11 protein-coding genes are annotated in these 13,559 nt (G+C 28.9%); all 11 read left to right on the forward strand.

The window, feature by feature from the left end; all coding sequences use genetic code 11:
- The first annotated feature begins 225 nt into the window (after window positions 1-225).
- The 11 genes from B3603_RS04330 to B3603_RS04380 all read left to right on the forward strand — a co-directional run bounded on the left by B3603_RS04330 (window position 226) and on the right by B3603_RS04380 (window position 13,517).
- Entirely contained in the window at window positions 226-945 is a 720-nt protein-coding gene (locus B3603_RS04330; RefSeq protein WP_291561153.1) for an ABC transporter ATP-binding protein, read from the forward strand.
- Between the two features lie 12 nt (window positions 946-957).
- Window positions 958-2,526 carry a putative ABC exporter domain-containing protein gene (locus B3603_RS04335; protein WP_291561154.1) on the forward strand — a complete coding sequence of 523 codons (1,569 nt, stop codon included), beginning with the start codon at window positions 958-960 and terminating at the stop codon, window positions 2,524-2,526.
- Between the two features lie 173 nt (window positions 2,527-2,699).
- Window positions 2,700-3,266, forward strand: a complete 567-nt coding sequence (locus tag B3603_RS04340) for an RNA polymerase sigma factor (RefSeq protein ID WP_291561156.1) — start codon at window positions 2,700-2,702, stop codon at window positions 3,264-3,266.
- A complete protein-coding gene (locus B3603_RS04345; RefSeq protein ID WP_291561158.1) occupies window positions 3,245-4,660 on the forward strand; it encodes a hypothetical protein in 1,416 nt (471 codons plus the stop codon). Before B3603_RS04340 ends, B3603_RS04345 begins: the two co-directional genes overlap by 22 nt.
- A gap of 141 nt (window positions 4,661-4,801) precedes the next feature.
- The gene (locus tag B3603_RS04350; RefSeq protein WP_291561161.1) at window positions 4,802-5,968 is read left to right on the forward strand and encodes a sensor histidine kinase; all 1,167 of its coding nucleotides are present in this window, start codon (window positions 4,802-4,804) and stop codon (window positions 5,966-5,968) included.
- A 2-nt stretch (window positions 5,969-5,970) separates the two neighbouring features.
- Window positions 5,971-6,639: a response regulator transcription factor gene (locus B3603_RS04355; RefSeq protein WP_291561164.1), complete on the forward strand. Its 669-nt coding sequence runs from the start codon at window positions 5,971-5,973 to the stop codon at window positions 6,637-6,639.
- A 463-nt stretch (window positions 6,640-7,102) separates the two neighbouring features.
- Window positions 7,103-8,056 (forward strand): ABC transporter ATP-binding protein, encoded by a 954-nt coding sequence (locus tag B3603_RS04360; RefSeq protein ID WP_291561167.1) that lies wholly within the window; start codon window positions 7,103-7,105, stop codon window positions 8,054-8,056.
- Between the two features lie 10 nt (window positions 8,057-8,066).
- Window positions 8,067-9,251 (forward strand): ABC transporter permease, encoded by a 1,185-nt coding sequence (locus tag B3603_RS04365; protein ID WP_291561169.1) that lies wholly within the window; start codon window positions 8,067-8,069, stop codon window positions 9,249-9,251.
- Between the two features lie 9 nt (window positions 9,252-9,260).
- The gene (locus B3603_RS04370) at window positions 9,261-10,460 is read left to right on the forward strand and encodes an ABC transporter permease (protein WP_291561172.1); all 1,200 of its coding nucleotides are present in this window, start codon (window positions 9,261-9,263) and stop codon (window positions 10,458-10,460) included.
- A gap of 885 nt (window positions 10,461-11,345) precedes the next feature.
- Window positions 11,346-13,172 carry a glutamine--fructose-6-phosphate transaminase (isomerizing) gene (glmS, locus tag B3603_RS04375; protein WP_291561174.1) on the forward strand — a complete coding sequence of 609 codons (1,827 nt, stop codon included), beginning with the start codon at window positions 11,346-11,348 and terminating at the stop codon, window positions 13,170-13,172.
- 63 nt (window positions 13,173-13,235) lie between these two features.
- Window positions 13,236-13,517: a hypothetical protein gene (locus B3603_RS04380; protein ID WP_291561176.1), complete on the forward strand. Its 282-nt coding sequence runs from the start codon at window positions 13,236-13,238 to the stop codon at window positions 13,515-13,517.
- Window positions 13,518-13,559: the final 42 nt, after the last annotated feature.

The following is a 13,559-nucleotide window of genomic DNA, read 5'->3' on the forward strand; positions in this document are numbered from 1 at the left end:
ATTTAATCTTACCTCTAGGGAACTTAGCCAATTGAGAATTGACTATGGAGAATTGACAATTATGGCGGAAATTAATTATGAGTTTCTTCAATTTTATGAAAAAATATCCGCAAATTCATAATTGTTTAAAATTTACTTGTATTTATAAAAGTAATGAGTTATTATATACTGTATTAAACGATATAAAATAATATGTATTACATGTTATTGATAAGGGGGAAAACAATGTTAAAGGTTGAAAATCTAACAAAGAAATATGGTAAAACCTTAGTGGTAAAGGATGTATCCTTTGAGGTTAATGATGGAGAGATTGCTGTACTTTTGGGACCAAATGGTGCAGGAAAATCAACCACTATAAAATCAATCTTAGGATTATTAAAAACTAAGGGAGAAATTAAGGTGAATGGATATGAGAATAAGTCTATAGAGGCTAAAAGAGACTTAGGATTCATTCCAGAGATGCCAGTTTTATATGATTGGTTAACAATAGAGGAACATGTTGAGTTTGTATCTAAGGCTTATGGAATAAAAGATTATAAAGAAAAAATGGAAGAGTATTTTGAGAGATTTGATTTAAAAGATAAAAGGAGCAAGCTTGGTAGAGAACTATCTAAAGGTATGCAACAAAAGGTTTCAGTTATTTGTGCTCTAATTACAAATCCAAAAGTAGTTTTATTTGATGAGCCAATGATAGGACTTGATCCTAAGGCAATAAAAGAGATTAAAGCAATTGTTAAAGAATTAAAAGATAATGGTTGTACTATTGTTATTTCAACTCATATGATAGACTCTGTAGATGAACTTTGGGATAGAGCTTTAATAATGGACAAGGGTGAAATTGTAGTGTCTAAGTTAAGATCCGAAGTTGAAGAAGGTGGAGAATCACTAGAAGAAATTTTCTTTAGAGTAACAGAAAAAAGTAATAAAGAAGCAGAAGAAAAGTAGGAGGTGGGATAAATGAAACCATTACTTTATATACATTATAGAAGCTTCATTAATTTTTTTAAGGATATGGTTAAAAAACCTCTAAAGCTTTTAGGTGTAATTTTTTATGTTGGACTATTAGTCTTTGCAATAATTGGAGGGTTAAAAAGTGCAACAGGTGGTGATTATAAATCACCAGAAATACTTTTAGCTATAACATCAGGCGTTTGTATTTTCTTTTATGGATTAACCTTATTTGGTAGCGGAAGTAGTAAGGGGCTATTTAGAAAAAGTGATGTAAACTTTGTATTCACATCTCCTATTAAGCCACAAAAGGCAATTGTTTATGCCTGCATTAAAAATATGGCACAGCTTCTTATATTTGTTATTATGATTGCATTTAATTCAGCTACATTGGTGAGGTTCTTTAATTTAAAAGATACAGGTTTAATAAATATTTATGTATCAATAATTTTTTGCTTAATTTCAACTAGTGCGGTATCTGTATTATTAATATCATTAAATACTAAATATCCGATGTTAGATAAAATAACTAAGTATATAGCATATATACTAGGTGCAGCTCTTGTTATACAATTTGGATTTAGTTATTTTTCTACTAATAGCTTATATGAAGCATTTATAAACACCTTTAATAGTAATGTTTTATATTATGTTCCACTACTGGGATGGAATATGCAGATAGTTAAAGGTGGATTAGTTGGTTTTGAAGTTAACATTATTATTTTCATAGGAGCATTTTTATTATTTATAGCTGTAATAATTTATACTATAAATAGAATGAACTTAGAGTATACAGAAGAAATGGTACAAAAAGCAGAAGAGTTTGAGGAAGCGCTAGAATCTGTTAAAGATGGTAAGCAAATGAATGTCTTCAGCAAAAAGGGAAAGGCAAAAATGCTAAGAGAAGCTAAAGTTAATTACAACAAAAGTGGTGCTGCAACAATCTTTAAAAGACAGATATTAGAATTTAAAAAGCGTGGAGTATATACTCAAGGATTAAAATTATTAGCATTTACGTTAATCACTATTATAGCAACATATAAATCAGGAGAAAACGGCTTTAATATAGCACTTGGAATAAATTTATATTTTGCTTTTATAATGACAATGTCTGGAGCAATAGGCGGAGAAAGAAAAAAACACTATATTTATTTAATTCCAGATAGTAATTTTAATAAGTTATTTTATAGTACTTTATTTGATAACTTAATCACTATTTTTAATGGATTAGTAATTTTCTTACTTCCTGCTATTATATTTAGAATAAGTATAATTAATATAGTATTAAATATAGCTATATATTCAATGTTCCATTATTATTTAAGATATAATGAAATAATATTTAGTAAGTATTTAGGAAATATATTAACAAAACAATTAAAACCACTTATATATTCCTTACTTTTGGTTATAACTTTAGTGTTAGGTGGATTAATAATTGGAGTAATGGCAGCTTACATTGGTGAAGCATTCACTGTTATTTATGGTAAAATAATAGCATTAATATATATAACAATTTTATGTTTCATATTTATGATATGGGCAAAAGCTATATTTAATAATATGGAATTAGAATAAAGGGATTTAAGAATAGCAATAGAAGATAGCTTTGAAAGAGGCTATCTTTTTTTATGATTAAATTAATAGCTATAATACATAAAATCTTATTATTTTTCCAAAATTTAAGCTTTAAAGTTGTATTACTATATGAAAGGCTTTTCAAATTAATAAATTTTGGGAGGAGGGGTATTGTGGATGATAAAGAAATTATCAAATCAATATTAGAGGGAAATAAGAACGATTTTGAAAAAATACTCATTAAATATGATAAAAAAGTATATGGATTTATATGTAAACTTATAGGAGATAAACATATAGCTCAAGACTTGGCTCAAGAGACTTTTCTTAAGGCATATAGAAATCTTTATAATTTTGATTGCAATAAAAATTTTATAACTTGGCTTTTTACTATAGCTAAGAATACCAGTTTCAATTATTTAAAAAGCAATGCAGCTAAAAGCTTTGAAAAAATTGACGAAGAATTTGCTCATGATTTAACACCGGAAGTAGTTATTGAAAATAAAGAAAAAATGAAAGAACTATATGAATTAATTCATAGTCTGCCTGAAAAATATAGAGTTCTAATATTACTTAAATACGTAGAAAAATTAACTGCAGAAGATATAGGAAAAGTTCTAAACCTGCCAAAAGGTAAAGTAGAATCAAGACTTTATATAGCTAGGCAAAAACTTATATCCACGAGAAATAAGAATAATGAAAAGAAGGTGAAGAATTTATGCATGATAAAAGACAATTAAAACTTATAAATAAGTTATTTAATATAGAAAAAACATATGATATAAATTCTGAAGAAGAAGCTATTCTTGAAGGTGAACTTTTAGAACTATTTGAGGAAGAAATGCCGGATGAAGATTTTAGAAGTAACGTAATGGAATTAATAGATAAAGAAGATGTCCAATTTAAAAATAAAAAGTTGAAAAAAAATAAAAAATCCTTAATAGCAGTTTGTGCAGTTATAATAGCTTTAATAATAATATTGCCTTATAACAAAGTTATAGTAGATGCTATTGAACAATGGGTAAGAAGTATAACTATCACAAATGATGGAATATCACAAACTTTTAAAAATGTGGAGGATATAGAGGCTTGGAAGGAAAGTTGTAAAGAAATAAAAGTAAGTGAATATGAAAAAATAAAACGGATTAGACCAATCTGTAGCAAAGAATATATTAATGCTAATTTAAAAGGAGCAGAAGGATTTTTTGATTCAAAAGGAGCAAAAGAATACCTTAAGAATGAATCAATAATACAATTGTATAATCTTGGAGATTTAGAATTAGATAAGATGATATATTATGATTATAACGATAGCAAATTTTTTCAATATTTTTTTTCAAATGCATATCGAAATGATGGCTCAGAGGATTATGGCGATATAAATGTTATAATACAAAAATACGATAAAGGACCTGTTAATAATACTATTTGTTATGAAGGAAATAGTAAATTTAAAAAGGTTAAGGTATTATCTTATGAGGGTGCTTTTCAAGATGGGACCTTTGAGTACGAAAACTGTCCGTATGATTATAAATCTATAATTATACCTATTCCAGAAGAGGGAGTAGAAATAAGATTAAGATTTGATAATTACTTAAGTAAGAATTTAGATAAAAATCTTGAAGATGAAGTAATAAAAATGATGGAACAGATAATAAGAGAAATAAAGAGAAATAAGAATTTAAAAGTAGTTACTGACAAAAAATATAATACTGTAAAAGAAGGAGAGAAATATATAAAAGAGCAATCAATTATAAAATTACATGAGCTATTAGGAGTACAATTGGATAGTATGGAATATAAAAAGTATGATAATAAAGAAAATTTCAGCTATTTATATATAGATAAAAACCTTGAGACAGCATCTTCTAAGAGTATAAATAATATTAGTGTAGACATAACAAAATATAATAAAGATAATAGTGGCAATATATCAGTACCAATTTCAGATTTTGAAAAAGTAAATATTCTATCTTATGATGGAATATTTATGACACCTTTTGATGATGGCGAATGCCTTGAATTATATATGCCAGATAAAAAAATTAAGATACATTTATCTTCCACCAATGATATGAAAAAAGAAGACGCAATAAAAGCGATGGAAACAATAATAAGGGATATTAACAAATAATTTAAATATGGCAGAAACATAGTGGTATTTAAGAGGTTCTTAGATACCACTTTGTTATATAAATTATAACAAAGTGATTTTTATTTACTATTTATTCTAATTAAATTATCATATAAATTAGAAGCTCTGGAGGTAATTTTCATGAAAGAAACAAGTTTATTTTATTTACTTTTATCAAGATTTATAACTTATATAGGTGTATTTATAACATCTCTAGTTATCATGGATAAAGATATAAACACATTAGTAATGTTTTCTTTTCTATTTATAATAATTTTAATAAATTCTTCCTTTAGAGTAAGTAAATTTATATATAAACCTTCTCTTTTTATATTATCAGCACTTGTAGAAATTCTAATTGTTATATATATGCAATATGGTAATAATTCAATTGCTTTTGTATATTTTTATATAATAAATATAGATTTATATTTGCTTTTAGAATTAAAGCAAGCGCTTTATTTATCTATTCCCATATATATTGGAATGTTTATATGTTTATTACCTAACACTTTAGAAGTTATTCTTAAAGATTTTATTTTAAATTCTTCCATTATGATATTTATGTCATCATCCGCATCTTTAATGAGAATTGAAATTGTAATGAGGCAGAAAATACAAGGATTATATGATGAACTTAAAAAATCTAGAGACGAGCTTGAGAGTGCAAATGAAAAGCTTACTGAATACTCTAAAAGAGTTGAGAATATTGCTGTATTAAATGAGAGAAATAGGTTAGCAGGAGAAATTCATGATACTATAGGTCACAGTCTTACTGCTTTAATAATGGAATTAGATATATGTGATAAATTAATAGATAAAGATATTGGTAAAACAAAGACAGAGCTCAATAAGGCAACAGAGCTTGCTAGGTATTCCTTATCTGAGGTAAGGAGATCTGTTAGAGCTATCAAACCTTCAGATAGCGAAAGTCTTGCAGGAATACATGCTATAGGAGAACTTATAAAAGATTTTGAGAAAAGTTCTAAGATTGATATAGAATTTAAGGTTTCTAGAAATCAATATAAGTTGTCTCCAACTGTCGAAGTTACAATATATAGAGCCATACAGGAAGCATTAACAAATTCAGCGAAACATGGAAAAGTAGATAAGGTTTTAATAGATTTAATTTTTAGCAGTGGTAAAGTAATTCTTAATATTAAGGATAATGGAAAAGGGAATGGTATATTTGCAAAAGGTGTAGGACTTAGAACTATGGAAGAGAGAGTACATTCTCTTGGAGGACAAATAAAATTTTTATATGATAATGGATTTACAGTATATATAGAAATACCTTTGGAGGATTAATTATGGATAAAATAAAGATTGTTATAGCAGATGATCAATCTATAATAAGGGATGGATTAAAACTCATTTTAAGTATGGAAGATGATTTAGAAGTTGTTGGTGTTGCATCTAATGGTGATGAAGCATATGAAATGGTGAAAGAATTAAAGCCTCATGTAGTGCTTATGGATATAAGAATGCCTGTTTGTGATGGAGTTATGGGCACAAAGAAAATTTGCGAGGAATATCCCAATATAAAAATTATAATACTTACAACTTTTAATGATGATACTTATATTTTTGAAGCCTTAAAAGCCGGCGCCAAAGGTTATTTACTTAAGGATGTTCAATCTGATGAACTTGCAAACTCCATAAGAATTGTTGCTAAGGGGGGAGTGCTAATTCATCCAGATGTTGCGGCAAAAGTGGTAAAGGAGCTAGGCAATCATAATAAATATGATGGAGGTAAAACTAAGACATTAAAAGACCTCACAGCAAGAGAGTTTCAAATAATGAAACTAATAGGCAAAGGAAAAACAAATAAAGAAATTGCTTCAGAATTATTTATATCTGAAGGTACGGTTAAAAATCATATAACTAATATATTAAGTAAACTTTATTTAAGAGATCGCACACAAATAGCTCTCTATGCTACAGAAAACAAGTTTGTATCCACCTCTGGGGAACAGTAGTGAAGCCCTTTAGGGTTCCCCTGAGGTGCAGTATAGTGTGGAGCAAGATTAGTGAATTTATACTAGATCTTTGGAGAGAAGCAATTTAATTAAAATATTGTTTAATGTTGCAGATACTGTGCCATATCCAACTACACCCCAGGGGCTTCAACAATGGAGAATTCAAAATTGACAATTTAAAATTAAGGTTGAAATTTTTTTTAGCAAAATAATTTCTTTGGATATGTTTCTAACTAGCAATTATATTGCTAGTTATGTGGAGAACATTGTTCAGCGTTGCAGATAAATAATTTTAAATTTCTCAGTGGTAGCTGAGAAATATCCACAACTATGAATTGTGCATTTTGAATTGTGCATTGAAAACCATGACTTAGGTCATGGTTTTTTTTATCCTAAATTATGACCTTATGTAGATTTAGTGTAAAGAGTTTTTTTATATAATTTATATAGAGTAGAAAAAGCTATGGAGAGAAGGGATATTTTGAGTTTTATAGAGATTAGAAATTTAGTAAAAAAATATAAATGTAATACTGCTGTAGATAATATTAATTTTCATATAGAAAAGGGTGAGCTATTTGGTCTTTTAGGGCCTAATGGTGCAGGAAAATCCACCACAATATCTATGCTGTCGGGAATTTTAAAACCATCAGCCGGAAATATTTATATAAATGATAATGATGTTGTGGAGAAAAACATGATAGTTAAAAAAATGTTAGGGCTTGTTCCACAAGATATTGCATTATATCCTACATTAAGCGCCAAAGAAAACTTAATGTTTTGGGGCAAAATGTATGGAGTGCCTAAAGTGGTTTTAAAAAATAGAGTATTAGAAGTTTTACAAATAGTAGGGCTTGAAGAGAGAAAAAATGAAATGATAAAGAACTATTCTGGTGGTATGAAAAGAAGAATTAACATTGGAGCAGCTCTTCTTCACAATCCTGAGATATTAATTATGGATGAACCTACAGTAGGTATCGATCCACAATCAAGAAATCATATTCTAGAAACAGTAAAAAAGTTAAATCAAGAGGGGATGACTGTAATATATACAAGTCACTATATGGAAGAAGTAGAGTATCTTTGTAATCAAATCGGAATAATGGATAAAGGGAAGTTAATAGCTTTTGGAAATAAAGATGATATTAAAAAAACTGCAATTAATAAAGAAAAAATAGAAATTAAATTATCACAAATTACTCCAGCTATAGGTGAAGCAATAAAAGAGCTTCCTTCTGTAGAAAAGCTAATTATAAAAGACAGGGATATTACTATATATTCAAAAGGTAATGGCGAGCTTTTAGCAGATATAATTTCTATAACTAATAAGGCAAAAATAAAGATATTATCTATCAACATTGAAGAACCAAATTTAGAAAGTGTATTTATACACCTTACAGGAAAAGCATTAAGAGATTAGGAGGACAGATATGAAGATATTAAATATAGCCTTTAAAGATTTGCTCATAAATGCAAAAGATAAGGGGGCATTAGGGACTATAATACTTATGCCTGTAGTCTTGATATTTGTTCTTGGTATGAGTTTATCAACTATGTTCAATGAAGATAAATTAATCATGAAGCCTTTTGATGTTGTAGTGGTAGATAAAGATAAAGAAGAATATGGAAAAGACTTTAAAGAATTTTTTAAATCTAAAGATATGGAAACTATAGTTAATATAAAAGAGCTAGATGAAAATATAGCAAGAAATAAAGTTAAAAATGGTGATATACCTGTATTAATAATAGTTCCAGAACAGTATTCAAAATCTATAAGGGAAGGAAAAGAAACTAATATTGAAATCTATACAGATCCAGGAAGTCCACTTAGTAGTAAGATAATTGAAAGCTTAGTAAAAAGCTATACAGGTATAAGCTCTTCAATTCAGGGAGCAATTGATGCAGCAGATAAAGTTCTTAAAGACTATAATATGAACGGATATATGATTGCACCTGATTTAGAGAAGGTTATAGAAAGTAATAAGATTGAATTTAAAGAAAGCAGCTTTAAAAGTGGTAATGGATTATCCGCAATTCAGTACTATTCTGCAGCAATGATTGCAATGTTTATATTATTTGTAGGGATGATAGGAACAAGTTCAATAATTGAAGAAAGAAATCGAAAGACACTTTTAAGACTTATGAGTTCATCAGTATCAAAAGGAACTATAGTTACAGGAAAATTTCTTGGACTTTTTGCTATTGGCACATTAGACGTTTTTATTTTAATATTATTTACAAAATTTGCATTTAAAGTAAGTTGGGGTAATTCTATTTTAGGATTAATAATACTTTCAGCTTCAATGATATTTGCATCCTGTGGATTCGCCATGTTATTAGCTACTATGTTTAAGACTTCAAAGGCTGTTAATTCAATAAATCCGGCTTTAATAATGATAATGTCCTTTTTAGGTGGAAATATGTATCCCTTATTTTTAATGCCTTCAACGTTACAAGCTGTTTCAAAAATAACTCCAAACAATTGGGCACTTAGAGGATATTTAAGTCTTATGTTAAATAATGGTGCTAGTTCAATTTTTCTTCCTTCAATAATTTTATTTATTATGGGTATGGTATTTCTTACATTAGGAATATCAAGACTAAAGCTTGATTAGGGGGATAATATGAAAAAACTTATTGATATAGCATTATTAAAAGTTAAAATTACGCTTAAAGATAAGACTGCATTAGCATGGATGTTCATTGCTCCACTAATATTCATAATAATACTTGTTTGGGGTTTTGGATCAGGAGATAAAAGTGATGGAATTTATCCAATAACTATAATAAATATGGACAAAGGCTACTATTCAAAGGAGCTTATTACCATGCTTAAAAAGGATAAGGCATTTGAAGTAACAGAATGCGACTATGAAAAAGCAAAGAAAATTGTTGAGGATGGCAATACTGCTATGGGCATTATTATTCCTAATGGATTTTCAAGTTCTATAGAAAAGGAAGAAAAGATTCAAATTGAGCTATTAAAACTTCAAAACAATGAAAGTACAGCTTCAATAACTACTATTATAAATAATTATATATATCAAATTAACATTAAATATAAAGCAAAAGATGCTGTGTCTTCGATTTTATATGGAATTGAAAATATAGATGATAAAGAGAGAATAGATGGTAAAAAAGCTATGGAAACTTCACTGTCAAATAATATGAATTCTCCAAAAATAAAATTTTCTATAAAAAGTGCCACAGAAAATGAAGAAAAGAATATTGATAGTCTATCTTACTCATCTTTAGGCATATTAGTAATGTTTATAGGGCTTTTTCTATCAGGAGATTCAGGGGCAATACTTGAAGAAAAGGATATTAACACTTGGTATAGAATAAAATCAACTCCAACAAAGCAGTATAGTTTTCTTGGAGGACATGTCTTAGGCAATTTTATACTTGGATGGATACAGGTTGGACTATTAATAATTATAAGCAGATATATATTTAATATAAATTGGGGAAATTCTATACTTGGATTATTTATATTATTTTCTACTTTTATTCTTTCAATAATTGGGTTAGGAACTTTCCTATCTTCTCTTGTAGACTCTAAGGCTCAGCTTTCTGCATTATCGCCTATAACTACCATGCCTGCATCACTACTAGCAGGATGTATGTGGCCAATAGAAATAATGCCAGATATAATGATAACCATATCTAATTTTGTACCTCAAAGATGGGTTATAAAAGGAATGACGGACCTAATTTCTAGAGGAGGCAGTATAAGTTCAATATATATTCCCTCGGCAGTACTACTACTATTTGCAGTTATATTTTTCACAGCAGGACTAACAGTTAATCAATTGAGAACTTAGCAACCTCTGGGGAACAGTAGTGAAACCCTTTAGGGTTCCCCTGAGGTGCAGTATTTTGTTAATTGAGAATTAAGTATTAAGAATGAAGAATTATAGTTGAAATTAATTCTTAAGGAATTAATTTCTTTAATATATTTTTGTAGGCTAGCAATTTTATTGCTGGCCTTTTATAAAAAGCTAATTAAAACTTTTTTTATAAAGGTAAAGTTTCTGGAATTGAAATTGTGCATTGTGAATTAGCTCCACCTCTGGGGAACAGTAGTGAAGCCCTTTAGGGTTCCCCTGAGGTGCAGTAAAATTTGGAGCAATACCTAATAAACTTAACTAATATAATGGAGATACAGAGTACAATTAAAGTATTAATTAATTTACAGTAAGCATTATGCTACTTATGTGCTATATTAAATAGCCACAAAAACAATCCCTAATCTTAAACGAATTGTTATTTGCTTTCGTAAATATAATGATATAATAATGTTATTTTTAGGAGGTGAATATTTGTTGGCATAAATTAACATTGACCATTTTAAATTACTTGAATATAATAAACTGAGATTTAATTAGTTTAAATCTTAAATTTTTAAAGCGCCAGAACTTATAAAGTTTTTGTTAGTAAAGCTTTCAACAAAGCAATTGCTGAAGAGCTTATAAGTTGACGAGGATGGGGAGTATCGAATCTTCGGCGGGTGCCCCACGGTATCGCACTACCGTTAACGATTGACAAAAGCAGAGAGTAATTTCTGTTACAAAATCAATTTGGTGTTAAAACCTTATTATGCAATATAAGGAAACGGTTCTATTTTTATGGTATTTATTGAATATTGTGACAAATAGCGTTTACTTATCTTTGTGTAAAATATTTTAATATGGAAGGAAGAAGATTTTATGTGCGGAATAGTAGGTTATTTCGGAAAAAGAGAAGCGTCACCATTATTAGTTGAAGGTTTAAGTAAACTGGAGTACAGAGGTTATGATTCATCAGGAGTTGCTATTTTAGAAGAAGGTAATCTTGAAATAGCAAAATGCAAGGGAAGACTTTCTTGTCTTGAGGAAAAGTTAAAGGATAGTCCTCTTCATGGAACAATAGGAATAGGACATACAAGATGGGCAACACATGGACAGCCATCAGATGTTAATTCACACCCACACTCAAATGGAAAGAAAACTATAAGTGTTGTTCACAACGGAATTATAGAAAATTATATCAGTATTAGAGAGTGGTTAATATCAAAAGGATATGAATTTACATCTGAAACAGATACAGAAGTAATACCTCAGCTTGTGGATTACTACTACGATGGAGATTTAGTTAAGGCTGTAATGAAAGCAGCTTCCAAAATGGAAGGAAGCTATGCAATAGGAGTTGTTACAACTCATGAACCAGATAAGATAGTGGCTGTAAGAAAAGATAGTCCACTTATAGTTGGTCTTGGAAAAGATGAAACTTTTATAGCTTCAGATATACCAGCAGTTTTAAACCAAACTAGAGATATTTATCTATTAGAAGATAAAGAATTTGTTGTTATAACTAAAGATGGCGTTAAAATAATAAATGAAGATGAAGAAGTTGTAAATAAAGAAGTTTATCATGTAACTTGGGATGCAGATGCTGCTGAAAAAGGCGGATATGAACATTTTATGATAAAAGAGATACATGAACAGCCAAAGGCAATAAAAGATACAATGACATCAAGAATAGTTTTAGGACAACCTATAAAGCTTGATGATATTCATATAACTAAAGAGCAAATAAATAAATTAAATAAAATTTATATAGTTGCTTGTGGAACAGCATATCATGCTGGAGTAGTTGGAAAATATGTTATAGAAAAGCTTGCTAGAACACCAGTTGAGCTTGATATAGCATCTGAGTTTAAATATAGAGATCCAATTTTAGATGAAAATTCATTAATGATAGTTATAAGCCAATCAGGAGAAACAGCAGACACTATGTCAGCGCTAAGACTTGCTAAATCTAAAGGTGCAAGAGTTATAGCTGTTACAAATGTTGTAGGAAGTTCAGCTTCAAGAGAGGCAGATGACGTTCTATACACTTGGGCAGGACCTGAAATCGCAGTTGCATCAACAAAGGCTTATGTAACTCAACTTATAGCAATGTATATAATTGGATTATTCTTTGCACAAAACAAAGAAACTATATCAAATGATGAAATAGAAGAAATTAAAGCTGCAATGCTAGAACTTCCAGAAAAAGCAGAAAAAGCATTAGAATGTAAAGAAGTAATACAAAAAATGACTTCAAAAACATCTATGCAAAAGGATATGTTCTTCTTAGGAAGAGGGCTTGACTATGCAGTAGCGATGGAAGGTTCATTAAAGCTTAAAGAAATATCTTATATTCACTCAGAAGCATATGCTGCTGGAGAATTAAAACATGGTCCAATAGCATTAATTGAAGATGGAACCATAGTAATAGCATTAGCAACTCAAGAAGAGTTATACGATAAAATAGTGAGCAACGTTCAAGAAGTTGTATCAAGAGGGGCTAAGGTGTATATGATAGCACAAGAGGGACATTGTGAAGTACAGAAAACAATTAACTCAGCAATCTATATACCCAAAGTAATGGATTTACTAGCACCAGTAATTACAGTAATTCCACTACAACTATTCTCATACTACATGGCAATAGAAAAAGGCTGCGACGTTGATAAACCAAGAAACCTTGCTAAATCAGTAACAGTTGAATAAAATATTAGTTTAAATATAAGAAGAGAAAATCAGAAATAAAATTCTGATTTTCTCTTTTTTGTTTTGAATAAAAACCTAAATGAGGATAGAGAGTTATATTCATACACTGATGGATATGCAGAAACATCAGAAGGAATAAATACTTTTCTAATAAGTCATAAATATGAAACAATGCCTAAGATAAATAAATTTAAAAGTGATAGAAGAGCAAGAAGAATAAAAGAAGATGAGCATACAAAAATGTATATCATTGAAAATAACCAAGCAAGAACTGTAGTGGATATGGGAGGAGAGAGTTTGATTATGGGATTAGAATTTACGCTATACATAATTTTGAAATATTAACATATAGAGTAAAATATGGATTAAAACTTAATTATAAAGGAA

The organism is Clostridium sp. UBA2485 (assembly GCF_002341865.1).
Classification (GTDB): Bacteria; Bacillota; Clostridia; order Clostridiales; family Clostridiaceae; genus Clostridium_J.

Bases quoted from the DNA above. Each gene is read 5' to 3' on its own strand.
- glmS (WP_291561174.1), top strand. From the start codon at position 11,346: ATGTGCGGAATAGTAGGTTATTTCGGAAAAAGAGAAGCGTCACCATTA.
- B3603_RS04360 (WP_291561167.1), top strand. From the start codon at position 7,103: ATGGAGAGAAGGGATATTTTGAGTTTTATAGAGATTAGAAATTTAGTA.
- B3603_RS04370 (WP_291561172.1), top strand. From the start codon at position 9,261: ATGAAAAAACTTATTGATATAGCATTATTAAAAGTTAAAATTACGCTT.
- B3603_RS04345 (WP_291561158.1), top strand. From the start codon at position 3,245: ATGCATGATAAAAGACAATTAAAACTTATAAATAAGTTATTTAATATA.
- B3603_RS04330 (WP_291561153.1), top strand. From the start codon at position 226: ATGTTAAAGGTTGAAAATCTAACAAAGAAATATGGTAAAACCTTAGTG.
- B3603_RS04350 (WP_291561161.1), top strand. From the start codon at position 4,802: ATGAAAGAAACAAGTTTATTTTATTTACTTTTATCAAGATTTATAACT.
- B3603_RS04335 (WP_291561154.1), top strand. From the start codon at position 958: ATGAAACCATTACTTTATATACATTATAGAAGCTTCATTAATTTTTTT.
- B3603_RS04355 (WP_291561164.1), top strand. From the start codon at position 5,971: ATGGATAAAATAAAGATTGTTATAGCAGATGATCAATCTATAATAAGG.
- B3603_RS04365 (WP_291561169.1), top strand. From the start codon at position 8,067: ATGAAGATATTAAATATAGCCTTTAAAGATTTGCTCATAAATGCAAAA.